The organism is Silvania confinis (assembly GCF_025564085.1).
GTDB lineage: Bacteria > Pseudomonadota > Gammaproteobacteria > Enterobacterales > Enterobacteriaceae > Enterobacter > Enterobacter confinis.
The window spans coordinates 143,162-163,595 of sequence record NZ_JAMGZJ010000075.1 but is presented as its reverse complement, the minus strand read 5'-3'; the positions used below and the strand labels follow the sequence as shown (position 1 = coordinate 163,595).

Here is a 20,434-nt window from a genome sequence, read left to right as displayed (position 1 = left end):
ACCACAGCCGTACATTGACTTTTCACGCACTAAATAGTTTACTTTTTTTATTATAGTTACACCCTGAGTGAATCTATGACATCAAAATTAAACTGGCTGTTGCAAAACACCTCCCCGGGAAGCCTGGTTTTACAATCGTGGCTGACCCGGAACAACATATCGCCTTCTCTGGCCTTTAAATACGCGCAAAATGGCTGGTTAATAAAACTGCGGGCTGGCGTTTATGCGCGCGCAGGACGAGAACCAGACTGGAGTGATGCGCTATGGTGTCTGCAAAATCAGCTTGAAGCGCCGGTGCATCTGGCCGGACTGAGCAGTCTCTCCTGGCAGGGCCGTTCCCATTACCTGCAGCTTAAACAGAGCCAATGCTGGCTTAGCATTGAAAACAAAGCGATATTACCCAAGTGGTTTAAAGAATTTCCCGGCGTTGAGTGGTTGGTGGTATCGGCTCTGAAGCTCCCTAAATTGGATGAAAAATTCAGAACTGTGCTTGAGGTGAAAGGGAAAAGCATAACCGCCAGCGTACCAGAACTGGCAGCCTACGAGCTATTAAGCGCAGTACCTCAGACAATCTCATTTGAGCACGCTGCCGAGCTTTTTCAGGGGCTGGTCAATCTCAACCCACGTAAAGTGGAGAAGTTGCTTATGCTCAGCCAGTCCGTACAAACCAAACGCCTGTATCTGTTTTTCGCCAGTTTCTATGAACATGCATGGTTCAAACGCGTGGATACCAGCAAAATCGACCTGGGATCGGGCAACCGACAAATCGTTATTAATGGCAAGCTGAACACGCAATACCAGATTACTGTGCCCGAAAATTTTACTAAGAGGGGAATAAGTCATGGATAAAACCTCCCCCTACTACCACCAGGTCGCCCTTCTGGTGCCGCTCATCGTGGAACCCGCGCAGATCCAGCAGGGCCTGGACATTATCGCCGCCTGTTTTGACGAGACGACGCAGGCATAACCTATTCAATATCGCCCGCATTTCGGTGCGGGCTGGAGTCGATACTATGAGTCGCTACACCCAGGCACCGGAACTCGTTGTTGATCATTGGTTTAACACCCCGGCACCGATCACCCTGCAGTCGCTGCGCGGCAAAGTGGTGGTGATGGAGTCTTTCCAGATGCTGTGCCCCGGCTGCGTCTCCCACGGCCTGCCGCAGGCCACGCGGATTTTCGCCACCTTCCCGCAGGACAAAGTGGCGGTTATCGGGCTGCACACGGTATTTGAGCACCACGACGTAATGACCCAGCGGGCGCTTGAGGTCTTTCTGGCCGAATTCCGCATCCCCTTCCCCGTCGGCGTGGACAGACCCTCTGCGGACAGCGACATTCCGCAGACCATGCTGGCCTACGGCATGCGCGGTACACCTACGCTGACGATCATCGACCAGCAGGGGAACGTGCGGCAGCAACATTTCGGCGAAGTGAATGATTTGGCGCTGGGGGCGGAGATTGGGGCGTTGTTGAGTGAGGTGGTTTGAAGATTGGGGATTATCTGCGGAGCGGATACAGGTTATTTGTCAGGAAACGGTAGCAGAACACGGTGATCATCAGATTAAAGGCCGTGGCTGCTGCCATAGTGAAATCTGCGTGGGTTTGATCGGCGGGAAATATTGCCTGGTAAGGCAGAAAGCGAAGTAACGCCCAGAACAGGAAGGTGAAAAGGAATAGTTTTGCGAAGCGTCGCAATGTGGACGACGCCCACTCTTCAGGTATCTCAGAAAAATGGTTTCTGCGGGTTATTGTGTTGTAAGCGGTAATTATTGCACTCAGTAAAGGCATGCTAATTAGCGTATTGATTAACAGACTGAGGTAATCTCTTAATGATTCGCGGGGTTCGGGGTCGGGCTCACCCAGGATAAATTTCGCGATCTTTTCTGATTCATCAAGCGTGATGTGCTTACTGACAAAAGCGAAAATAAGATCGCTGTAAGGCACCGTCCAGGCGACGAATAGCATCATTAAAATGAATAATACGATTTTTATTAACAACTTCATGTATAAACCTGATTCAACTGGATGATATGAAATCTATGATAAGGTCGGTATAGTAGATGCGCCATATTACTTGCCTGACTTATTACCAAATATAATCTTATTTCGCGTTGATGGATTAAAGGGAGAAGCAGTTATGGAGCCGACGCTTGCGCAGGTTATTGAGGTCATAGTGGGATCCTTCGGGCCTTACCGCAAACCTATAGACGGGAATTCACGCATTGAAGAGGACCTGCATATCTGTGGAGATGATGGAGACGATCTTTTCGAAGCCTGTGAACAGTCATTTAATATCTCATTTGATACTGATGAAATGAGTTTTCGCAAAAGGTTCTCGCTCGCAGAAAATGAGTACCTTTTCACGGGAGAGGGAATAGACCTCTTTGGAATGTGTCGATTTGTAGACTGGATACGCGGCATACCGAAATCCATCATTCGTGATTTGACGGTAGGTGAGTTACATCGGGTGTTGGTAGAGGCCGTTCGGGAGCAGCACTTGAGGCATGAAGAGTGAGTGCTGGCCTGTGCCTGTTACTTTCACGGTCATTGGATCAGTAGGGAAATCTCAGTTGAGGTGCAATCCCCTTCGCTCATTGCTTATGTTTAGTCGTACAACCACTTCCCGGCTTTTGCTGATTCAATCATCATGCCGATTGTGAAGTCTGGCACAGGAACAGGTAGCGACTTTTTGAATGGATTCCAGGAGAAAGGCTCATCGGGATAATAGGTCTTTATATTAAAGCTACCTCTATTAACCTCGAACAGTTTAAAAAATTCTTCCATCAGCTCTTCTGCTTCGTAGACATCGAGTCGCATATCAGTATCAAGATCTGTTTCTGCATTGAGTAACTTTTGTTTTTTCTCATTGTTGATGAGATACACGCCATTATGACGTCTGGCAAGGGCATAGATACGCGCTTCGAGATCTTCTTCCATAATTTATCATTCCCCGTAGAAATGCGGTTGCAATCCGGCAATTAGAGAATATACATAAAACGGCAATTATCATCGCCAACCATTTATATCATTCATATTCAAAAGCTGTCTAATGGCGCTTATTACGTTTTATATTAATCTGGACTTAATTATATTTACTGGTTAGATTTACAGGGTAATTTAACGCGATACGGGCATGCGCCAACATGCCCGTATCGCTCATCACAATCACTATTTATAGGGAATAGCAATTATGACTGATATCGATTGTATTGCAGAATCTCTGCAACCAGAAGTATTTGAAGCTAACGACCGCATTTTTACCGTGAGTTATGCGACGCGCTATGAGGATCACGTCCGCATTCCTGCGTTTATCATGAAAGGGCTGTGGCTGAATGAAGCCGGGTTCAGCACCGGAACCAAAATAGACGTGAAAGTGATGAAGGGCTGCATGATCCTCACCTCACGGCAGGAAGAACCGGAGATTGAGAAGATGATGCGTGAGATGAGCAAGCTCTCGGCGCATGAACAAAATCAGGTGATGGATTTTGTTGGGGTCATCACCGGGAAGCTTCGAAAGGCTTAAGCTAGCGATTGAATGAGTAAGGCGCCGGTGGGCGCCTTTTTTGTAGGTGGTGAGAAGCTGGTAGGTTGATAAGGTTAGGTTTTACGAGCATCATCGCAATTATTTACCTTCTTCCGTAACGCGATGACTTCCAGTAAAACTCTCGAACAGGCAATTATCGACATCACTATCTGGCGTAAAGGCGATCAGCGTGCGCCGCATAAGCCGTTATTACTGCTTTATGTGCTGGCGAACTATCAGCAGGGGCATGCTCGCCTGTTTGATTACGGTACTGAAATTCGCGATCAGCTGCATAGCCTGCTGGAGCGTTTTGGGCCGCAGCGTGCGCAGTATCGCCCCGATATGCCGTTCTGGCGGCTGAAAGGCGATGGCTTCTGGGAGCTTCAAAATGATGAGTTTTGTTCGACAGCTGATAGCAGCAGACAGCCACCTGCGGGAGAACTGGTAAAACACAGCGTCGCAGGCGGGTTTGATGAAGAACACTATGCGCTGCTGAATAAGAACAAAAACCTCATCGGTTCGCTGGCGCAGCAGATTCTGGAAGCTCATTTTCCGGAAAGCATCCAGGAAGAAATTGCTGACGAGATGGGATTTGATATCAGGCAGATCCGCAAGGTTCGCGATCCGCAGTTCCGTCAGCAGGTGCTTCGCGCTTATAACTACCGATGCGCGATCTGTGGATTCAATATGCGTCATGATCATTCTCCCGTTGCGCTTGAGGCGGCACATATTAAATGGAAGCAGCACGGCGGGCCGTGTGAGATACCGAACGGACTGGCGCTATGTGCGATTCACCATAAGGCGTTTGATAAAGGGTCGATTGGGCTGGATGAGGATATGCGGGTGTTGGTTTCTCCGGCGGTAAATGGGACGGGGATTGTGCGGAGTTTGTTTTGGGATTTTAAAGGGAAGCAGATAGCGCTGCCAATGGGAAGAGTGGATTATCCGAAGGAAGGATTTGTGGAGTGGCATAGGAGGGAGGTGTTTAGGGGGTGAGTGCGAAGGCCGGACTCGCGTTTCCACTGTAACCCGCTTTAATTAAGGTTTTTTTTATTATAAGATCCAAATAAAGACTACCAAAATGACCCCTATAGGTTTTTTTAACTAAACTAACAATCCTGTAACGTTATAACTTTTAGAGTCAACCTCGTGGAAAATAAGATTCGTAGATGATGCTATTTCACACAATGTCAACCTAGGTTTTTGAAGTTTTTCATGGGGATAGTGACCACAACCAGTATCGATAAACAAATGATTCCCCAATAATACTGGAGTCTTAGTTGGAGTATGCCCAGAGATAATTAATGATACTCCCTTAGTAAATATTATCTGAGACTCTTTAAGTATCTCTCGATCCCACAAAATATTTTTAAGCTGAGCTTTGTCTAGCTCCACCTTATCTAATGTGGGCCATTCATGGAATGGATACCCAGAATGAATAACGCCAACATTACCCATAGCCGTTTCTACTGACAAAGAAATACTAAACTCACTAAGTATAATATCTTCTAACTGGACTCTCTCATATTCATTTGTTTCAGCCCACCACAAGCCTCCGTTTCTGAACCATACCTCTTTTTTGTAAGGGTTATCTTTTGACTCTAAGAGCATAGCTTCGTGATTGCCTAATACAGAAAAAAACCATTCATTCCGAGACAACTTTAAACATTCTACAGAAGCATCACCTCTGTCTATAGTATCTCCTGTACAAAACAAACGATCTTTTTCGAAATTGAAATTAATTTTTTTTAGAATTTTATTTAACAGTTGGATGCAGCCATGCAAATCACCCAGGAAAAAATCTCTTCCTTTATCATTAGCAGCAAATATTTTGTGATTATCAATTCCGTAATTATTACCCATTATATCCAACTTATAAAATCACTATACTATATAGATTCTAACCTAGAATCACACTATACTATGCAAGACATACTTGCAAACAGATAGTTAGAGGCCATGAAAAGCATATTAAAAACAACAAGATACACAAAAAAAATCAGTGTTGCGCCAAAGCCATTTGTGACTGAACTTGCATTGGTTGATATTTTCTCGTCTTTAGTGAAAGAAGACAGCAGAAACATTAACCTTGAGCATGAGTTTGATTGCGGATTTGGTATTGCAGATTTAGTTGTTTTTAAGACAAACAAAGACGACGACTTATTAGATTTAGGTAAAATACCTTCTGACTGGGCTTACACCCTCAAAGCACTCCCTTTCAAAAAAGCTTTTTCTTTAGAATATTTGACGTCTCTTTCTGGAACATCTGAAAACTCTTCCAAGAAGGCGTTAAATAAATTCATTGATGCAGGTTATTGTATTAGGATAGAAAATAACAACTACATCAAAATAAGACAACCAAAACCTCTGTGCTCATCAATTATTGCCATAGAAGCCAAACTTCGAGATTGGAAAAAAGCTCTATGGCAAGCTAGTAGATACAAGATTTTTTCTAATGAGTCATGGGTTGTATTAGATCAATATAGAGCAAATGCTGCCAAGCTAAATATTGAGGAATTTAAAAAATTCAATATTGGATTAGCAACAGTTTCTGTTAATGGTACTTATGAAGAAATATTTTCCCCTACACCTGAGTGCCACAAATCAGAATTGGCCTACTGGAAAGCCAATTCTCTTTTAGCTAAAAAGCGTCTTTCACTATCATCTTTTTGAAAATAGATTTATCGCATTTCTCCATGGAATAAGGTGTTCATCACTACCATTTTTTTCAAGTGTGAATACCTTTTTAATGTTATTATAGTTATCAATTGCCTGATCAACCATAGAAGTAACATATGCAACACGATGATTACCGCTATGCTTAGAGATATTATTTATTTGTTCGGCAAACGTTAAGAAATAATGCTTATATAATAATGGATTTTGGAAGGTAATAGTCGTTGTCGCATTAAAAGCATCTTCAGAATACTTAGTTGGTTTATAAATTGCGTTCCATAACTCAGGACTCTGCTTTCTAAGTAGTTTCGCCTCTTCGAAATTCACCCAATTAAGCAATTCCGGCATATAAATCCTTGGTTTTGGCCCTCTCCTATCTTCATCCGAAACAATAAACTTGTCTAAGGAAAATATCCTTGTATTTTCGAATGCACCAACTGTTAAAGATAAATCCCCACACAATGTATATAAAATTGATTCAGTATTGGTGTAACCAACAATAACTTCAAGATCAGCATCTATAGTTGATTTTATAGTATCCATATAATCAACTAGAAAACTTGCATCTGAAATTTGCTTTAATGATCTATCGTGCTGACAAATAAAATAAATCCCTGAAATCTCAGGAAAACTTGTTATCCAATTTAAAATATTAATTTTATACTCTACAACATTCAACATTCCTGATGTTATAGGAACAGTAAGAATTATTTTCTTCTTAGTGTTAATTCCTATTTTTTTAATATAATTAATAAATGGAATAACGAAACTTTCGCTTTGCTGCTCAATATATTTTGGATGGATTTGCTCATAAAATCTTGCAGGTATAACTATTTTTTCAAAATTATTTTTTATTTGAAAATCAACGCAACGTTTTGCTGACTCACTCGATATTGCTGTGTAATCTATTGTATTGAATCCTTTCTCTCCTAGAATAGTATTAGGAAAGAAATCATATGACTGAAATTTTTTCTTTTGTGAACTAGGAAGATAAAACTGAGGATCAAATATTGAAGTTTCTTTTAATTGTTTTTTTGCAGCATTTATATTTTTCGCGACTTCATGCACTGGACTATAACATAATCCAACTCCAACACCATCTTTCTCAAAGGAATCCTTGTTCCAGATAGAGTTATGTCCCATTTGATGTAATAATTTAATTGTCATAATTTATACTAAAGCCTCCAAATCTTTTAATAGTGATTCAACTGTACGATATCTTTTAAAAGGTTCCTTACTCATCATTTTTGCAATAACCCTTGAAAATTCATTTGATGCTCCATGCGTTTCTAGGGATGGTGGGTTATATGAGCACACACGTTCTAGAACATCATCGAAATATTGCTCACTATTTGCATCAATAAATGGATTAGAACCACTCAACATTTCGTAACAAATAATCCCTAAAGCAAACATATCAGTTTTGAATGATATATTCTTTTTATCGTTAGTAGCTTGCTCAGGGCTAGCATAACATGGAGTACATGGTCCAATTGCATTAAAACTATTGGTCACACCTTTCACTCCCTCCTGCCTAAGAATTCCCAAATCAATTATGACTAAACGGCCATTACGTTTAACTAAAATGTTGTCTGGTTTTAGATCTCTATGAACAAGAGCTTGTGAGTGTCCCCATAATAATCGTAATGCATTTATCATTTCAATCAGAAACGAAACCACTTTTTCTTCTTTATTATAAAGCTTCATAATGTCAGTTAAATTTTGCGAATCTACCTTCTCCTCTATACTAATAATCCTCATAGGATTCAGATTTTCCTCTGTCACAGGATCAATAGTTATCACCTCATCAAAAAACAACTTTGGAAAACAATCTGTTTTTAATGATTTCAAAATCTCAATTTCTTTTTGCAAATATGAAATTGAAGAGCGAGAAGTTGCTTCACTGATTTTCAAAACAACATCACCCCATGAATCACAATTATGAGGTTCAATATCTTGACGTGCAGAAAAACGACCGAAATAGACAACTCTCTGACCCGATGCTTTAGCCGTACTGTGTAAGCCAAAACTTGGATAGATGATTTTAATGAACTCACGGAGTTCAGGTGTATCTGCAAGCATTACAATGTTCCTTACTGTATATGTTTAAACAAATCTCTTACACCATCACACCGACACTAGCACCGCATAACACACATTCCAAGTTGTAAGACTCAAAATTATAAGCTATTTAACAACTCCGAGCGCAATGCTCTCCCCGCCACACCTGCCCGCTTAAGAGGTCGCTCTTAATGCAGGTGCATTAACGGCCTCAGAGCTCGCCAGTGCTGGCGTTGGCGTTGGCGTTGGCGTTGGCGTTGGCGGGGCATTATGTGTCGGCAAAACGAATGCAAAATCATGCACCTTAGGATGCATGGCTTTTTTACGGGAAAATGGCGGGATTCTCGGGAATTATTGAGCGGTCTACTGTGCAGCCAGTTCTGCGCGCTGGCGAGTGAAATTCAGGTTCTGTGCGGGTGTGCATTTTTCACGATTATCATCACGCGAAGCCGCGCAAGGCCTGAATCCGATGGCCGTTAAAATGTCATTATCCTGCGTAGAATAATAAATTTTTTCACCGGCGGCCAGCCAGACATTTAGTACCTCGCGCAGATAGTCGACCGAGTGCTGCATGGCGCAATTTCTGACGGCAGGATGCTGGCTTTTATAACCCATTAATTCAGGCGCGAGCGCTGCGGCCAGTTCCGCGCCATGCACCTGCATAAAATCATTCAGCCGGTTACGGATGCTGATACGCTGCACCTCCTCATGGGACCGGATGTAGCGACCGGCAGCCTGAGTAATTTCCCATTTCTTTACCCCAATAATATCGCGAAGAGTTTGCAGGCTCCGGCCGTTGTGACTGTCACCGTCAAGCTGTTCGCGGTATGTCTGTTCGGCCTGCGTCAGTTCTTCCCTGCGTTGCAGCCAGGCGGATTTGTTTGCCTGACAGGCCTCAAAGGCTTTCTGTAACGTCAGTGTGGTCACGTAAGTTTCTCCTGATGACTGGTAATGCTTAAGCGCCAGCACGGTTAACGGTGACCGCCGGTTCGGACGCAGGGATGACCGGCTCTGTCGGCGGTGAGCAGATAACTCCGTCAACGGATTCAAGCGTGCGGAAGGTTGCCGAGCACTCGATATTCACGCACTGGTAATAGCGCTGTTTGACGTTCTCAGACAGATAACGACTGGTACGGGCGTGCGCACCGGTTTTGCAGAACGGACAGTGAAACATACTTATGCCCCCGCCTTAGTTTCGTCATGTTCAGCCAGCTTCTGGGCGAGCATGTTTCGCTTAAGTGGACTGCGTAACAGTTCCATATCCACGCCGGTAAGACCGGCGCTTATTGTTCGAGTGCCAGTCTTTTGCCACTTTCTCAAAAGTATTTAACGTTGCTTGCTCCTGCTCTCTCAACTCTTCTTTTTTTGCATTAGAGCTAATCCCTTCAGCTAACAAGAGGCGTATCTCATCACGTTTTTCACGCGCTTTTGCGTGGGATACAAGAGGATAAGCACCCAAAGCAACCCTGCTTTCTTTTCCTTCAAAGCGGTACTTTAGATACCAGCGTTTAGAACCAGTTGGTTTAACTAAGAGATATAAGCCGTGGGAGTCTGTGAGTTTTTATTCTTTTTCGCGGGGCTTTGCTGTGCGAGCTGCTACGCCTGTGATAGCCATAAATTGGGGGTCAATCCTTTATCGAACCGAGCTGACTACCAGTCTGACCCCCATTAGTACTGGATGTCAACGGATGCCCTCGGACGAATCAGGACCAAAAAAAAAGCCATTCGGCTTTAATTTTAGTAACTTACGGACTGTTACGGACGTCTCAATCATACTTTTGGTGCCGAAGGCCGGAATCGAACCGGCACGTATTTCTACGGTTGATTTTGAATCAACTGCGTCTACCGATTTCGCCACTTCGGCACTGAAGGGGATGCGGAAACGTTGTGGATTATACCTGTCGCGCGCCGCCATGCAAGCGGCGACGCGCTAAACCGGTGCTAAGTGCCGAAAAAACAACCTTCCGTGTTAATCCGACACCGAGTAGCGAATCAACCCGGCGGCCTGCGGCTCTGGCAGCGCCAGCACGTTGTTCCACAGATCCTGCACCAGATCGCAGCTCAGCTTCTCTTTGCCCTGCCCTTTGTTTGGTGCCTGCAGCAGCTCGATATCATTCCCGTACTTCTGGGTCAGCTTCTGGATAATCGGCACCACGTCGGTCTCGGCGCGGGCGATCTCTTCCTGTGTCACGGTGTGTTTATTCGGCCCGGCGGAGGCCCGCATCATGTTGGCATCTGCCTCCATCCGGCGCTGCGTCAGGCCTTTGTCCAGCAGGCGCATCGGGTTGACGCCGCCTTTAACCTCCGGGTACACAAAGCGGAAGCAGTTGTCATCGCTCAGCTTCTGCATGGCGGCGATCTGCTCGATATTGAGCTTCATATACTCCACCACGTTGGCGTCCGGGGCGGTTTGCAGGCGCGCCATCTGCAGGTTCAAAATCTGCGGTTGGATGGTGTCGATGATCTGCTGCTCGGTTTTACCCGCCTTGTTCATCGCCAACATCTGATCCTGGATCTTGCTGCGAAACGCAGGTTCCTGCTCTTTGATCACCTGCCAGCTGGGCATATCACTGAACGCGGCGTCGAGCTGTTCAGCGGTGGGCTCTTTGTCGCGGTAGATCCAGCTTGCCGCCGCGATACCCACCACTACGGCGATGGCGATACGTACACCCTTTTTCATCGTTCCCTGTCCTTATTGTTAATTAAACCGGCACTCCGCTGTGGAAGCGAAACTCAGCATCCGGGGATAAGATCAGCGCGGCCTCCACCTCGCCAAAATGCTTCACCCTCGGGGTGATGTCGTCGTCACTCACCTGCTGCGCCAGCTGCAGATAGTCCTGATAGTGCCGGGCTTCGGAGCGCAGCAGCGACAGGTAAAACGTCTGCAGAGAGGCGTCGAGGAACGGCGCCAGCGCGGCGAAGCGTTCGCAGGAGCGCGCCTCGATATAGGCCCCGCAGATCAGTTTATCAATCAGCGTCAGCGGCTCGTGGGTGCGCACGGCTTTCAGCATCCCTTTAGCGTAGCGGCTGGCGGTAATTTTGACGTACGGGATGTTACGCGCCAGCATCGCCTCGCGCACCTGCCAGAAATGGTGCAACTCTTCTTTAATTAACAGCACCATGCTGTCGATAAGTGCCTGGCCCCACGGGTCGTCGGTCTTCGGCATTACGCTTTTGCTAATCTGCTTATGCAGAGCGATAAAGTCAGGTTCCGGCCCATCGCGAAAGGTGAAGTCTTCGTAGGGTCTGAGCCAGTCGAGGAGCGCCTCGGCCCCGCGCTTATCGGCGACGTATTTTCGCACTAATAACAGCGCAGTCTGGGCGGCTTTGAGTTCGCAGACCATATGGTCGGAAAGCAGCAGCGGCAGGTTCGCCGGGTCGCGGGCTTTATCAATCCACGCTTGAGGGGTCGGGCACGGGAGGAAGTTTAAAACAGGAGCGAGTATCTGCGGGTAATCCATCATTGAACCTTGCAAAGCGGCAGCCGAAGCTGCCGCAAGTCTTACTTAGTGACGCACGCCGGTGTCGTCTTCGTCGATGTCATCTTCGCCATCTTCGTCTTCGTCACCTTCTTCGCCGTTCGGATCTTCGAAGTAAGTGCCCCAGCCGTCGTATTCCACTTCAAACTTCTCGGCCAGGTTCATCAGCTGTTCAACCTGCTTGTCGATCAGGTCCGCGTTCAGTGCGCCTTCGCTCAGGATGTCGCAGCAGATGACGGTATCGCCCTCTTCCACTTCCAGCTCTTCTGGCTCGGTCACTTCGTAACCCATTTTAAAGGCTTCGACCGCCAGCTTTTCCAGCGCTTCGAAATCATCCGCAGAGAAATGATGCTCGATGGTGTACAGCGCATCCGGATCGCTGCCGTCTTCCAGCAGTTCTTCAATAATCAGTCGCGTCTCTTCGCGCTGTTCTTCCAGCAGTTCTGGGTTTGCCATGGCTCGTTCCTCTTTAAAGTGCGGCAGATACTTCTATTTTCACACACGGATGTGTTTGCCTCCACCTTTGTAAGAAAGATTTGTGAAACGGGGTTGCAACTGCATATTGATACATATAAATTGAATTTTAATTCAATAAGTGGCCTTTGCCATGTGAGGATAAAATGTCTGAACTGTATAAAAAACACTTCCTGAAATTGCTCGATTTTACCCCTGCACAAATCATGTCCCTGCTGACGCTGTCGGCACGCCTGAAGGCTGATAAGAAAAAAGGTACAGAAGTACAGCACCTTACTGGCAAAAACATCGCGCTCATCTTCGAAAAAGACTCAACCCGCACCCGATGCTCTTTCGAAGTTGCCGCATTTGACCAGGGCGCACGCGTCACCTATCTCGGGCCGAGCGGCAGCCAGATTGGGCATAAAGAATCAATTAAAGATACCGCACGCGTGCTCGGCCGGATGTACGACGGCATTCAGTATCGCGGTCACGGGCAGGACGTTGTCGAAACGCTGGCGCAATTTGCCGGCGTGCCGGTGTGGAACGGGCTGACCAACGAGTTCCACCCGACCCAGCTTCTGGCCGACCTGCTCACCATGCAGGAGCATCTGCCGGGCAAAGCCTTTAACGAGATGGTGCTGGTGTATACCGGCGATGCGCGCAACAACATGGGTAACTCGATGCTCGAAGCGGCGGCGCTTACCGGGCTGGATCTGCGTCTGGTGGCCCCCAAAGCCTGCTGGCCGGAAGAGAGCCTGGTGGCCGAGTGCAGCGCGCTGGCAGAGAAAAACGGCGGCAAAATCACCCTGACCGAGGATGTGGCGGCGGGCGTGAAAGACGCCGACTTTATCTATACCGACGTGTGGGTGTCGATGGGCGAAGCCAAAGAGAAGTGGGCCGAGCGGATCGCCCTGCTGCGCGGTTATCAGGTCAACAGCCAGATGATGGCCCTGACCGGTAACCCGAACGTGAAGTTCCTGCACTGTCTGCCGGCATTCCATGACGATCAAACCACGCTGGGCCAGCAGATGGCGAAAGAGTTCGACCTGCACGGCGGGATGGAAGTGACGGACGAGGTTTTTGAGTCGGCGGCGAGCGTGGTGTTTGATCAGGCAGAAAACCGGATGCATACCATTAAAGCGGTGATGGTGGCGACGCTAGAGAAGTAGGGTTGGGCCTCTGCGGTCTGGTGCCCTAACCCTGACCCTCTCCCACCGGGAGAGGGAATAAACTGTGCCTTTACCTTGCCACCAGCATCTTCACAACCACTTTACGCACCTGCGCGGGGTTGCCCACGGCGCACAGCGGTTTGTGGACTTCGCCCGGGTAGAACACCACAAAGTCACCTTCGTTTAAGACCACAGTTTTTTCCTGCACGCCTTCCGGCAGGAACGCAATGTCTTTGTCCGCCAGCCAGTCGGTGTCCGGCGTGCCGTTTGGCAGGGTGCTGAAAGTCATCCCTTCCTGGCCTTTCAATACAATCTGGATGTCCAGGTAGCGGGCGTGATACTCGGCGCGGCGCTCGGCGAACGGCTGGGTCATGTCTTCAGAGACCAGGAAGAACACATTGTTGCCGTCGATATCGTGTTTGCCGGTTGCGGTGGCATCGGTCACGTTCGCTTTAATGTGTTCAATCGCCTGACGCAGCTCTTCTGGCAGCCAGGACTGTAAGTTGTGAATGTTGCCAACGATCATGGTTAAACCCTCAATATAAAACATCGTTTCATTTTCAGCTTTTATACGAGAATTTGTGCTGCCATACCACCACTTTTTGACCGGGATTTGTTCTCACGCATAACCATGCACAGCAAACCGTTTACGTTGCTTAAAGTGTGCATTATTCGCTTGATCCGCGGTTCAGGCGGCGTATAATGCGCCACAATTTGCCAGGAGGAAGCATGCTCAAACATGTTCGACAGAGTGCCCTGACGCGTCTCAAAACAGACGCTGGCCTGCCGTTTTTCTTCCCATTGCATACCCTATTCCCAGAGCCCCTCATTTGAGGGGCTTTTTTTTGCCCGGCGTCAGGAGATAAACATGAATCCGCTTTATCAAAAACACATCATTTCCATAAACGACCTCAGCCGTGAAGAGCTGGAACTGGTGCTGGACACCGCGGCAAAACTGAAAGCCAATCCACAGCCAGAGCTGCTCAAACACAAAGTGATCGCCAGCTGCTTCTTCGAAGCCTCCACCCGTACCCGTCTGTCGTTCGAGACCTCGATCCACCGCCTGGGCGCCAGCGTGGTGGGTTTCTCCGACAGCAGCAATACGTCGCTGGGCAAGAAAGGCGAAACGCTGGCCGACACCATCTCAGTGATCAGCACTTACGTCGACGCCATCGTGATGCGTCACCCGCAGGAGGGCGCCGCGCGTCTGGCGACCGAGTTCTCGGGCGGTATTCCGGTGCTGAACGCCGGTGACGGCGCGAACCAACACCCAACCCAGACCCTGCTGGACTTGTTCACCATTCAGGAAACCCAGGGCCGGCTGGAGAACCTGAACATCGCCATGGTCGGCGACCTGAAGTATGGCCGCACCGTCCACTCCCTGACCCAGGCGCTGGCGAAGTTTAACGGCAACCGCTTCTACTTTATCGCCCCGGACGCGCTGGCGATGCCGCAGTACATCCTCGATATGCTGGATGAGAAAGGCATCGCGTGGAGTCTGCACGCCAGCATCGAAGAGATGATGGCCGAGGTGGATATCCTTTACATGACCCGGGTGCAGAAAGAGCGTCTGGATCCGTCGGAGTATGCCAGCGTCAAGGCGCAGTTCATCCTGCGCGCCAGCGACCTCGAGGGCGCGCGCGACAACATGAAGGTGCTGCACCCGCTGCCGCGTATCGATGAGATCACCACCGACGTGGATAAGACGCCGCACGCCTGGTACTTCCAGCAGGCGGGGAACGGTATTTTTGCTCGCCAGGCGTTGCTGGCACTGGTTCTGAATCGCGACTTAGCGCTGTAAGGGGAAATGACAATGACACACGATAACAAACTCCAGGTCGAAGCCATCAAACGCGGCACCGTAATCGACCATATCCCTGCGCAGGTGGGCTTTAAGCTGCTGACCCTGTTCAAACTGACCGAAACCGATCAGCGCATCACCATCGGTCTGAACCTGCCGTCCGGTGAGATGGGGCGTAAAGATCTGATTAAAATCGAGAACACCTTCCTGACCGACGAGCAGGTTAACCAGCTGTCCCTGTACGCCCCGGAAGCGACCGTTAACCGCATTGACGACTATGAAGTGGTGGGCAAATCCCGCCCTGGCCTGCCGTCGCGTATCGAGGGTGTGCTGGTGTGTCCGAACAGCAACTGCATCAGCCATGCGGAGCCGGTGAACTCCAGTTTTGCAGTGAAAAAACGCGCCAATGACATCGCGCTCAAATGCAAATACTGCGAAAAAGAGTTTTCTCATTATGTGGTGCTGGCCAACTAATGCCGGTGGTAATGCCTTCCCGGCTTTCCGATACACAAAATCATTCGCGCTGAATCAAGGCGGCAAGTCCGATTATCCCCGGTCACATAGTTAACTATGTGACCGGGGTAAGAGGACGCAGCCAACGATGAGTCAGCGTGAATGATGAAGTGTATAATGGCCGGGAACATTCATAATGCTGTAATTCAGGAGAAAACATGACCAAAGTACTCGCGACGGAAAATGCACCCGCAGCTATCGGCCCCTACGTTCAGGGCGTTGATCTTGGCAGCATGATCATCACCTCTGGCCAGATCCCGGTGAACCCAAAAACCGGCGAAGTGCCACAAGACGTCGCCGCTCAGGCGCGCCAGTCGCTGGAAAACGTGCAAGCGATCGTTGAATCCGCAGGCCTGAAAGTGGGCGACATCGTCAAGACCACGGTATTCGTGAAAGATCTCAACGACTTCGCCACCGTTAACGCGGCCTACGAAGCGTTCTTTACCGAGCACAATGCTACCTTCCCGGCGCGCTCCTGCGTGGAAGTGGCGCGTCTGCCAAAAGACGTGAAAATCGAAATCGAAGCGATTGCCGTACGTCGCTAATCCTTGATATTGATGTGCAAAAGGCAGCCTGCGCTGCCTTTTTTATTTTCCGAATACACAGCCTCAAATAACCTTCAAGCATTTTCATTATTCTTTTTCATCGCAGCTTAAAATGACTCATTTTTTATTCTGGAAGACACTACTCCCGCCCAAGAGTTATTAATCCCCTTTAATGGAATAAAAAATGAAATTGTCAAAAATTGCACTGGCACTTGCCACACTCACGGTTGCTTCATCTGCTTTAGCTCACGGTTATGTTGAATCTCCGGCCAGCCGCGCATATATGTGTAAGCTCGGTAAAAATATTGATTGCGGTACCGTACAATATGAACCCCAGAGTGTAGAACGCACTTCCGGCTTCCCTGAAGGCGCACTGCCGCCAGACGGACAGCTGGCCAGCGCCGGTATTTCCCAATATTCTCAGTTGGATCGTCAGGGCCTGAACGCCTGGACCAAAACCCCGATTACTGCCGGTAAAAATACCTTTACCTGGTATCATACTGCGCCGCATAAAACCGTTAACTGGCGTTGGTATATTACCAAGCAAGACTGGAATCCAAATAAACCGCTGACCCGCGACCAATTTGAATCCACGCCGTTCTGTAGCGTAAATGGTAATAACCAGGCGCCGGTTCAACGTATGGCAATGGATTGTAATGTGCCACAGCGTACCGGCTACCAGGTTATTTACGCGGTCTGGGAAATTGCCGATACCACCAACAGCTTCTACCAGGCAATCGACGTTGATTTCGGTAACGGCGGCAACGTTACGCCTGATGACGAAACTCCGGCAGTGGTGTCTGAGTGGACCAAAACGCTGGACGGCCAGATCTCCGGTAATAACATCAATGCAGGCGACAAAGTTATCGCGCGCTTCTTCGATGCGAACGGTGAAGTGACCTCCCTGCGTACCGAACTGACCGTGGCTTCTGCATCACAGGGCCAGGCAAGCCAGTGGTCTTATGACCTGGCGCAGGCGATCAACGCGGCACACAGCGATGTGCGTGTCGGTGTGAAAGACGAAAGCGGTGTTGTGAACCCGGCTCACGGCGCGAACAGCGTGTATGTGAAGGACGGTAGCACCCTGAAATCTGTCGCCATCTCTTATGAAGAGCAGCAGGCTCAGGTCAGCGAAGATATCGCCGTGACCAACGTCAACTTCAGCAAAATTGCCAACGGCAATGCGACCGTGACCTTCCACGTCAACACCCAGGGCAATGTGAATTTCGAAGCTCACGTGATGAACCACGCCGGTGCAGAGAAAGGTTACCTGAAGCAGGACATGAATAACGCCAACCAGGATGTCACCATCAACCTGACTGACGTGACGGCCGGTCACCACATGCTGAAATACTACGCGACCAACAAAGACGGCACCCTGTTCGCCCAGGACGTGATTGATATGATGCTGGAAGGCGAAGCGGCAAGCGGCGGTACCGCGAAGTACGACTACACCTTCCCGCAGAACATCGCCTCTTACAAATCCGGTACCGTGGTTCTGCAGCCGAAAGATGGCAAAACCTACCAGTGTAAGAAAGCGCCATACAATGGCTACTGCATCCAGTACGCCGCAGGCGCAAACCAGTTCGAACCAGGTGTCGGTTCCCACTGGACTATGGCCTGGACCCTGAAAAAATAAGGGTTCGTTATGCCCGGCAGCGTAAGCTTGCCGGGCGTTTTTGACACACTACGGATTGCGCGTCGCGCGCAGCAGCGTCTCCAGCGGATAAACCGCCGCAATCACCACTTCATCCTGAATCTGCGCCGCCTTATCCAGCTCGTTCTGAATCGACGCAATCTCCGCATCATCCAGCGTACCCTGTCGCGCCACCAGATCGGTCAGCCGCAGGCCAATCGCCGCCAGTTTATCCACCGTCTGAATCACCGGCTTTATCGCTTTCAGCTGATAGTTGCTGTCAGCCAGCGCCAGCGCGTCCGGGGTATTGCTCTGCCAGCGGGTAAAGAGGTGGCGCAGCGACTCCGCGCTTTCGCTGTCTTCGGCATCGCTCACCAACCTGTCGACCCAGCGGTTCATCTGCCGCACGGTGTTGCTCTCCGGAGCCAGCGCATCGGCCAGCCGGTTTAACGGCTCAAACAGGTCATAATTTCCAGCCTGGAACTTGAGATGGTTACGGGTGTAATACTGGGCTGGCTCCAGCGCCTGCGCCAGGATCGTCAGCGCCAGGGTGTCAGTGGTGTTTGCCAGCCGGGTGAACTGCACCTGCTGGCGGGCGTGCTGCTGTAGGCCCACCGACACCGTCGCCCAAGTGTCTATCGCCTGCAAACGGGTATACATGTTGTCGATATCGGTCACGTCCTGCGCCGACCATAGCCGCTCCGCCACCGCAAACGCCCGCGGCCACAGTTTGATATCCAGTACCGGCGCGGCGACATTTTCCGCCCACAGGGCCGCCTCGCCGCCCAGCAGATTCGCCTGCTGGCTGGCATCCGGTACCACCGGGGCGATCCCTTCCGGCACCGCCTCCAGCCGCTGGCCCGTCACCGGATAACGGCTGTTGCCCAGCAGGAAATAGCCGCCGATCTTGTCGTCATTCACCGTGACCACCGGGCGGGTTTCGCCCATCCAGGTATCGACGCTGAACGTCACCTGATTATCGCTGCGCCAGACGATGTCCTGCACCGCGCGACGAGATTTACCGTTGAAATCGATAAACCCGCGCCAGCCCGCCTCGCCTTTGACTAGCGTGAAGCTGCCGTCCACCGGTTTGCCTTTCAGGCGCGGCAGGGTAAAGGACCAGCTCTGGGCGCTGTCGCTATCGGTAATTACATCCACATTGTTCAGCCCCTGGGGGACAATCTCGTTGCGGTAGTGGTAGGCGGTGTACTGGGGCTGATCGAGATAAAACCCGGTGGAGAGAATGCCTTTGTAGCCCTGCTTCGCCACCTCGCCCAGCGCGTCCTGCCCTTGCCAGGACTGGATCAGGATGCTTTTCGGCAGATCCGGGTGGAAAATTTCATCCCAGCCGACCATCTGGCGCTGATTTTTCTCGAGGATCGTCTCCAGCTTGCGGTTGAAGTACGCCTGCAGCGCGTGGCTGTCGGCCAGCTTGTTATCGCGCATAAACTGCTGGATCGCCGGGTTGGCTTTCCACTGGCTGTCATCCACCTCATCGCCACCGATATGCAGATACGGATCCGGGAAGATCGCCGCCAGTTCGCCGATCATCGCGCTGGCAAAGGTATAAGTGGCCTCTTTGGTGGGATCCATCACCGGCTTGAGCACGCCCCAATGGCGCTCCATCTCGTAGGGCCCGGGCGCGCTCATCAGCTCCGGATAGGCCACCGCGATCGCCGAGGCATGGCCCGGCATGTCGATCTCGGGCACCACGCGAACGCCACGCGCGGTGGCGTAACGCACCACGTCGCGCATCTGATCCTGGGTGTAGAACTGCCCGTCACTGGCCAGTTGGGTCAGCTTCGGGTAGCGCTTTGAGGCAAAACGCCAGCCCTGATCGTCGGTTAAGTGCCAGTGCAGCACGTTCAGCTTGGCCGCCGCCATGCCGTCAATCTGGCGTTTGATGTCGTCAAGCGGGATAAAGTGGCGGGCGGAGTCGAGCAGCAGGCCGCGCCACGGGAAGCGCGGGGCATCTTTAATGCTGACCCACGGCAGCGAGGTGTTCTCCGGCCCGTTCTGAACAAGCTGCAGCAGGGTTTCCATCGCCCGCAGCGCACCGAAGCGGGTATTGGCGGCGATGTTCACGCCGCGGGCATCGACGGTGAGGGCGTAGCTTTCATCGCTGTCCGGTTTAGGCAGCGGGGCCACCTTGCGGGCAATAGCAATGGTGATGGTGGCGTTGTCGGGATTATCGGCCTGCGGCTGGAGGGTCCAGCCGGTTTGCAGGCTGATGCGCTGGCGCAAACGGCTCACCGCATCGCCCAGATCGTCCCCGCTCACGCGCACCGAAATGTCTTTGCTGAGCACCAGCGCCCCGTGGGTAGCCGGGCGTTCTACGCTCGTCGGCCAGGGCATCAGCGGCAGATCGCCCGCTGGCGCGGCAATGGCAGACGTGCCGAGCAAAAGCCCGGCGGTTAACAGGCTGTACCGTAACATGAATGTTCCTTATTTGACGGGCCGAAAAAAGGCAAAACATTCTGTTAACATGTGCGCAAATTAGCGTCAAGCGCGACGGGCGACGGAGATCACAGGTTGTTGAATTTGGGAAGAATACGATTGCCCTCACCCCGGCCCT

General features: G+C 50.0%; 26 protein-coding genes, 1 tRNA gene and 1 pseudogene. 14 read left to right on the top strand and 14 right to left on the bottom strand.

Annotation, left to right across the window (positions count from 1 at the left end):
• Positions 1–75 precede the first annotated feature (75 nt).
• The 3 genes from M8013_RS11835 to M8013_RS11825 are packed head-to-tail and all read left to right on the top strand — an operon-like array spanning position 76 to position 1,487.
• Entirely contained in the window at positions 76–849 is a 774-nt protein-coding gene (locus M8013_RS11835; RefSeq protein ID WP_271268000.1) for a type IV toxin-antitoxin system AbiEi family antitoxin, read from the top strand.
• A complete protein-coding gene (locus M8013_RS11830; protein ID WP_271267999.1) occupies positions 842–967 on the top strand; it encodes a hypothetical protein in 126 nt (41 codons plus the stop codon). Before M8013_RS11835 ends, M8013_RS11830 begins: the two co-directional genes overlap by 8 nt.
• A gap of 46 nt (positions 968–1,013) precedes the next feature.
• Complete coding sequence (locus tag M8013_RS11825) at positions 1,014–1,487, top strand: redoxin domain-containing protein (RefSeq protein WP_271267998.1); 474 nt, start codon at positions 1,014–1,016, stop codon at positions 1,485–1,487.
• A gap of 10 nt (positions 1,488–1,497) precedes the next feature.
• On the opposite strand, the gene M8013_RS11820 is transcribed toward M8013_RS11825, so the two are convergent.
• On the bottom strand, positions 1,498–2,004 hold the full coding sequence (locus M8013_RS11820; RefSeq protein ID WP_271267997.1) for a hypothetical protein: 507 nt from the start codon (positions 2,002–2,004) through the stop codon (positions 1,498–1,500).
• A gap of 133 nt (positions 2,005–2,137) precedes the next feature.
• Here M8013_RS11820 and M8013_RS11815 point away from each other — a divergent pair, with 133 nt between their 5' ends.
• Positions 2,138–2,515, top strand: a complete 378-nt coding sequence (locus M8013_RS11815; RefSeq protein WP_271267996.1) for a hypothetical protein — start codon at positions 2,138–2,140, stop codon at positions 2,513–2,515.
• 89 nt (positions 2,516–2,604) lie between these two features.
• Here M8013_RS11815 and M8013_RS11810 read toward each other — a convergent pair whose 3' ends face one another.
• Positions 2,605–2,937, bottom strand: coding sequence for a DUF1493 family protein (locus M8013_RS11810; RefSeq protein WP_271267995.1), 333 nt, complete (start codon positions 2,935–2,937; stop codon positions 2,605–2,607).
• Positions 2,938–3,190: 253 nt separating this feature from the next.
• Between M8013_RS11810 and symE the strand changes: the two genes are divergently transcribed.
• A complete protein-coding gene (gene symE / locus M8013_RS11805) occupies positions 3,191–3,523 on the top strand; it encodes an endoribonuclease SymE (RefSeq protein ID WP_271267994.1) in 333 nt (110 codons plus the stop codon).
• Positions 3,524–3,646: 123 nt separating this feature from the next.
• On the top strand, positions 3,647–4,519 hold the full coding sequence (locus M8013_RS11800) for a phosphorothioated DNA-binding restriction endonuclease (protein WP_271267993.1): 873 nt from the start codon (positions 3,647–3,649) through the stop codon (positions 4,517–4,519).
• A 108-nt stretch (positions 4,520–4,627) separates the two neighbouring features.
• Here M8013_RS11800 and M8013_RS11795 read toward each other — a convergent pair whose 3' ends face one another.
• Entirely contained in the window at positions 4,628–5,386 is a 759-nt protein-coding gene (locus M8013_RS11795) for a metallophosphoesterase (RefSeq protein WP_271267992.1), read from the bottom strand.
• A gap of 96 nt (positions 5,387–5,482) precedes the next feature.
• On the opposite strand from M8013_RS11795, the gene M8013_RS11790 reads away from it, so the two are divergent.
• Complete coding sequence (locus M8013_RS11790) at positions 5,483–6,196, top strand: hypothetical protein (protein ID WP_271267991.1); 714 nt, start codon at positions 5,483–5,485, stop codon at positions 6,194–6,196.
• On the opposite strand, the gene M8013_RS11785 is transcribed toward M8013_RS11790, so the two are convergent.
• The 9 genes and pseudogenes from M8013_RS11785 to rraB form a co-directional block, all read right to left on the bottom strand.
• Positions 6,185–7,366 (bottom strand): hypothetical protein, encoded by a 1,182-nt coding sequence (locus M8013_RS11785; protein ID WP_271267990.1) that lies wholly within the window; start codon positions 7,364–7,366, stop codon positions 6,185–6,187. The genes M8013_RS11790 and M8013_RS11785 overlap by 12 nt on opposite strands.
• Positions 7,367–7,369: 3 nt before the next feature.
• Entirely contained in the window at positions 7,370–8,281 is a 912-nt protein-coding gene (locus M8013_RS11780; protein WP_271267989.1) for a serine/threonine protein kinase, read from the bottom strand.
• Positions 8,282–8,623: 342 nt separating this feature from the next.
• Complete coding sequence (locus M8013_RS11775; RefSeq protein ID WP_271267988.1) at positions 8,624–9,187, bottom strand: phage polarity suppression protein; 564 nt, start codon at positions 9,185–9,187, stop codon at positions 8,624–8,626.
• Positions 9,188–9,215: 28 nt separating this feature from the next.
• Positions 9,216–9,434: an ogr/Delta-like zinc finger family protein gene (locus tag M8013_RS11770; protein ID WP_271267987.1), complete on the bottom strand. Its 219-nt coding sequence runs from the start codon at positions 9,432–9,434 to the stop codon at positions 9,216–9,218.
• Positions 9,435–9,494: 60 nt separating this feature from the next.
• Positions 9,495–9,809 (bottom strand): annotated as a pseudogene (locus M8013_RS11765) (Arm DNA-binding domain-containing protein); the annotation flags it as partial.
• A gap of 230 nt (positions 9,810–10,039) precedes the next feature.
• A tRNA-Leu gene (locus tag M8013_RS11760) sits at positions 10,040–10,124 on the bottom strand.
• 105 nt (positions 10,125–10,229) lie between these two features.
• Positions 10,230–10,940 carry a topoisomerase II gene (locus M8013_RS11755; RefSeq protein WP_271267986.1) on the bottom strand — a complete coding sequence of 237 codons (711 nt, stop codon included), beginning with the start codon at positions 10,938–10,940 and terminating at the stop codon, positions 10,230–10,232.
• A gap of 22 nt (positions 10,941–10,962) precedes the next feature.
• Positions 10,963–11,721 carry a tRNA isopentenyl-2-thiomethyl-A-37 hydroxylase MiaE gene (gene miaE, locus M8013_RS11750; RefSeq protein ID WP_271268099.1) on the bottom strand — a complete coding sequence of 253 codons (759 nt, stop codon included), beginning with the start codon at positions 11,719–11,721 and terminating at the stop codon, positions 10,963–10,965.
• 45 nt (positions 11,722–11,766) lie between these two features.
• Positions 11,767–12,195, bottom strand: a complete 429-nt coding sequence (gene rraB / locus M8013_RS11745; protein ID WP_271267985.1) for a ribonuclease E inhibitor RraB — start codon at positions 12,193–12,195, stop codon at positions 11,767–11,769.
• Between rraB and argL the strand changes: the two genes are divergently transcribed.
• Complete coding sequence (gene argL, locus M8013_RS23610; RefSeq protein WP_418939534.1) at positions 12,085–12,390, top strand: putative translational regulatory protein ArgL; 306 nt, start codon at positions 12,085–12,087, stop codon at positions 12,388–12,390. The two genes, rraB and argL, sit on opposite strands and share 111 nt — an antisense overlap.
• Positions 12,360–13,364 carry an ornithine carbamoyltransferase gene (argF, locus tag M8013_RS11740; protein WP_271267984.1) on the top strand — a complete coding sequence of 335 codons (1,005 nt, stop codon included), beginning with the start codon at positions 12,360–12,362 and terminating at the stop codon, positions 13,362–13,364. Before argL ends, argF begins: the two co-directional genes overlap by 31 nt.
• Before the next feature lie 70 nt (positions 13,365–13,434).
• Here the strand turns inward: argF and M8013_RS11735 are convergent, their stop codons facing one another.
• Positions 13,435–13,890 carry a YhcH/YjgK/YiaL family protein gene (locus tag M8013_RS11735; protein ID WP_271267983.1) on the bottom strand — a complete coding sequence of 152 codons (456 nt, stop codon included), beginning with the start codon at positions 13,888–13,890 and terminating at the stop codon, positions 13,435–13,437.
• 203 nt (positions 13,891–14,093) lie between these two features.
• On the opposite strand from M8013_RS11735, the gene M8013_RS11730 reads away from it, so the two are divergent.
• From M8013_RS11730 to gbpA, 5 genes are all read left to right on the top strand, one after another.
• Positions 14,094–14,198, top strand: a complete 105-nt coding sequence (locus M8013_RS11730) for a pyrBI operon leader peptide (RefSeq protein WP_271267982.1) — start codon at positions 14,094–14,096, stop codon at positions 14,196–14,198.
• A 34-nt stretch (positions 14,199–14,232) separates the two neighbouring features.
• Complete coding sequence (gene pyrB, locus M8013_RS11725; protein WP_271267981.1) at positions 14,233–15,165, top strand: aspartate carbamoyltransferase; 933 nt, start codon at positions 14,233–14,235, stop codon at positions 15,163–15,165.
• Between the two features lie 12 nt (positions 15,166–15,177).
• Positions 15,178–15,639 carry an aspartate carbamoyltransferase regulatory subunit gene (gene pyrI / locus M8013_RS11720; RefSeq protein WP_271267980.1) on the top strand — a complete coding sequence of 154 codons (462 nt, stop codon included), beginning with the start codon at positions 15,178–15,180 and terminating at the stop codon, positions 15,637–15,639.
• 197 nt (positions 15,640–15,836) lie between these two features.
• Positions 15,837–16,223 (top strand): 2-iminobutanoate/2-iminopropanoate deaminase, encoded by a 387-nt coding sequence (gene ridA, locus M8013_RS11715; RefSeq protein WP_271267979.1) that lies wholly within the window; start codon positions 15,837–15,839, stop codon positions 16,221–16,223.
• A 184-nt stretch (positions 16,224–16,407) separates the two neighbouring features.
• Positions 16,408–17,862: an N-acetylglucosamine-binding protein GbpA gene (gene gbpA / locus M8013_RS11710; RefSeq protein ID WP_271267978.1), complete on the top strand. Its 1,455-nt coding sequence runs from the start codon at positions 16,408–16,410 to the stop codon at positions 17,860–17,862.
• A 48-nt stretch (positions 17,863–17,910) separates the two neighbouring features.
• Here the strand turns inward: gbpA and M8013_RS11705 are convergent, their stop codons facing one another.
• Positions 17,911–20,295 carry a beta-N-acetylhexosaminidase gene (locus M8013_RS11705; RefSeq protein ID WP_271267977.1) on the bottom strand — a complete coding sequence of 795 codons (2,385 nt, stop codon included), beginning with the start codon at positions 20,293–20,295 and terminating at the stop codon, positions 17,911–17,913.
• Positions 20,296–20,434 lie beyond the last annotated feature (139 nt).

Coding starts and splice junctions, on each gene's coding strand:
- M8013_RS11835 (WP_271268000.1), top strand. CDS start 76: ATGACATCAAAATTAAACTGGCTGTTGCAAAACACCTCCCCGGGAAGC.
- M8013_RS11830 (WP_271267999.1), top strand. CDS start 842: ATGGATAAAACCTCCCCCTACTACCACCAGGTCGCCCTTCTGGTGCCG.
- M8013_RS11825 (WP_271267998.1), top strand. CDS start 1,014: ATGAGTCGCTACACCCAGGCACCGGAACTCGTTGTTGATCATTGGTTT.
- M8013_RS11820 (WP_271267997.1), bottom strand. CDS start 2,004: ATGAAGTTGTTAATAAAAATCGTATTATTCATTTTAATGATGCTATTC.
- M8013_RS11815 (WP_271267996.1), top strand. CDS start 2,138: ATGGAGCCGACGCTTGCGCAGGTTATTGAGGTCATAGTGGGATCCTTC.
- M8013_RS11810 (WP_271267995.1), bottom strand. CDS start 2,937: ATGGAAGAAGATCTCGAAGCGCGTATCTATGCCCTTGCCAGACGTCAT.
- symE (WP_271267994.1), top strand. CDS start 3,191: ATGACTGATATCGATTGTATTGCAGAATCTCTGCAACCAGAAGTATTT.
- M8013_RS11800 (WP_271267993.1), top strand. CDS start 3,647: ATGACTTCCAGTAAAACTCTCGAACAGGCAATTATCGACATCACTATC.
- M8013_RS11795 (WP_271267992.1), bottom strand. CDS start 5,386: ATGGGTAATAATTACGGAATTGATAATCACAAAATATTTGCTGCTAAT.
- M8013_RS11790 (WP_271267991.1), top strand. CDS start 5,483: ATGAAAAGCATATTAAAAACAACAAGATACACAAAAAAAATCAGTGTT.
- M8013_RS11785 (WP_271267990.1), bottom strand. CDS start 7,366: ATGACAATTAAATTATTACATCAAATGGGACATAACTCTATCTGGAAC.
- M8013_RS11780 (WP_271267989.1), bottom strand. CDS start 8,281: ATGCTTGCAGATACACCTGAACTCCGTGAGTTCATTAAAATCATCTAT.
- M8013_RS11770 (WP_271267987.1), bottom strand. CDS start 9,434: ATGTTTCACTGTCCGTTCTGCAAAACCGGTGCGCACGCCCGTACCAGT.
- M8013_RS11755 (WP_271267986.1), bottom strand. CDS start 10,940: ATGAAAAAGGGTGTACGTATCGCCATCGCCGTAGTGGTGGGTATCGCG.
- miaE (WP_271268099.1), bottom strand. CDS start 11,721: ATGGATTACCCGCAGATACTCGCTCCTGTTTTAAACTTCCTCCCGTGC.
- argL (WP_418939534.1), top strand. CDS start 12,085: ATGATGCTCGATGGTGTACAGCGCATCCGGATCGCTGCCGTCTTCCAG.
- rraB (WP_271267985.1), bottom strand. CDS start 12,195: ATGGCAAACCCAGAACTGCTGGAAGAACAGCGCGAAGAGACGCGACTG.
- argF (WP_271267984.1), top strand. CDS start 12,360: ATGTCTGAACTGTATAAAAAACACTTCCTGAAATTGCTCGATTTTACC.
- M8013_RS11735 (WP_271267983.1), bottom strand. CDS start 13,890: ATGATCGTTGGCAACATTCACAACTTACAGTCCTGGCTGCCAGAAGAG.
- M8013_RS11730 (WP_271267982.1), top strand. CDS start 14,094: ATGCTCAAACATGTTCGACAGAGTGCCCTGACGCGTCTCAAAACAGAC.
- pyrB (WP_271267981.1), top strand. CDS start 14,233: ATGAATCCGCTTTATCAAAAACACATCATTTCCATAAACGACCTCAGC.
- pyrI (WP_271267980.1), top strand. CDS start 15,178: ATGACACACGATAACAAACTCCAGGTCGAAGCCATCAAACGCGGCACC.
- ridA (WP_271267979.1), top strand. CDS start 15,837: ATGACCAAAGTACTCGCGACGGAAAATGCACCCGCAGCTATCGGCCCC.
- gbpA (WP_271267978.1), top strand. CDS start 16,408: ATGAAATTGTCAAAAATTGCACTGGCACTTGCCACACTCACGGTTGCT.
- M8013_RS11705 (WP_271267977.1), bottom strand. CDS start 20,295: ATGTTACGGTACAGCCTGTTAACCGCCGGGCTTTTGCTCGGCACGTCT.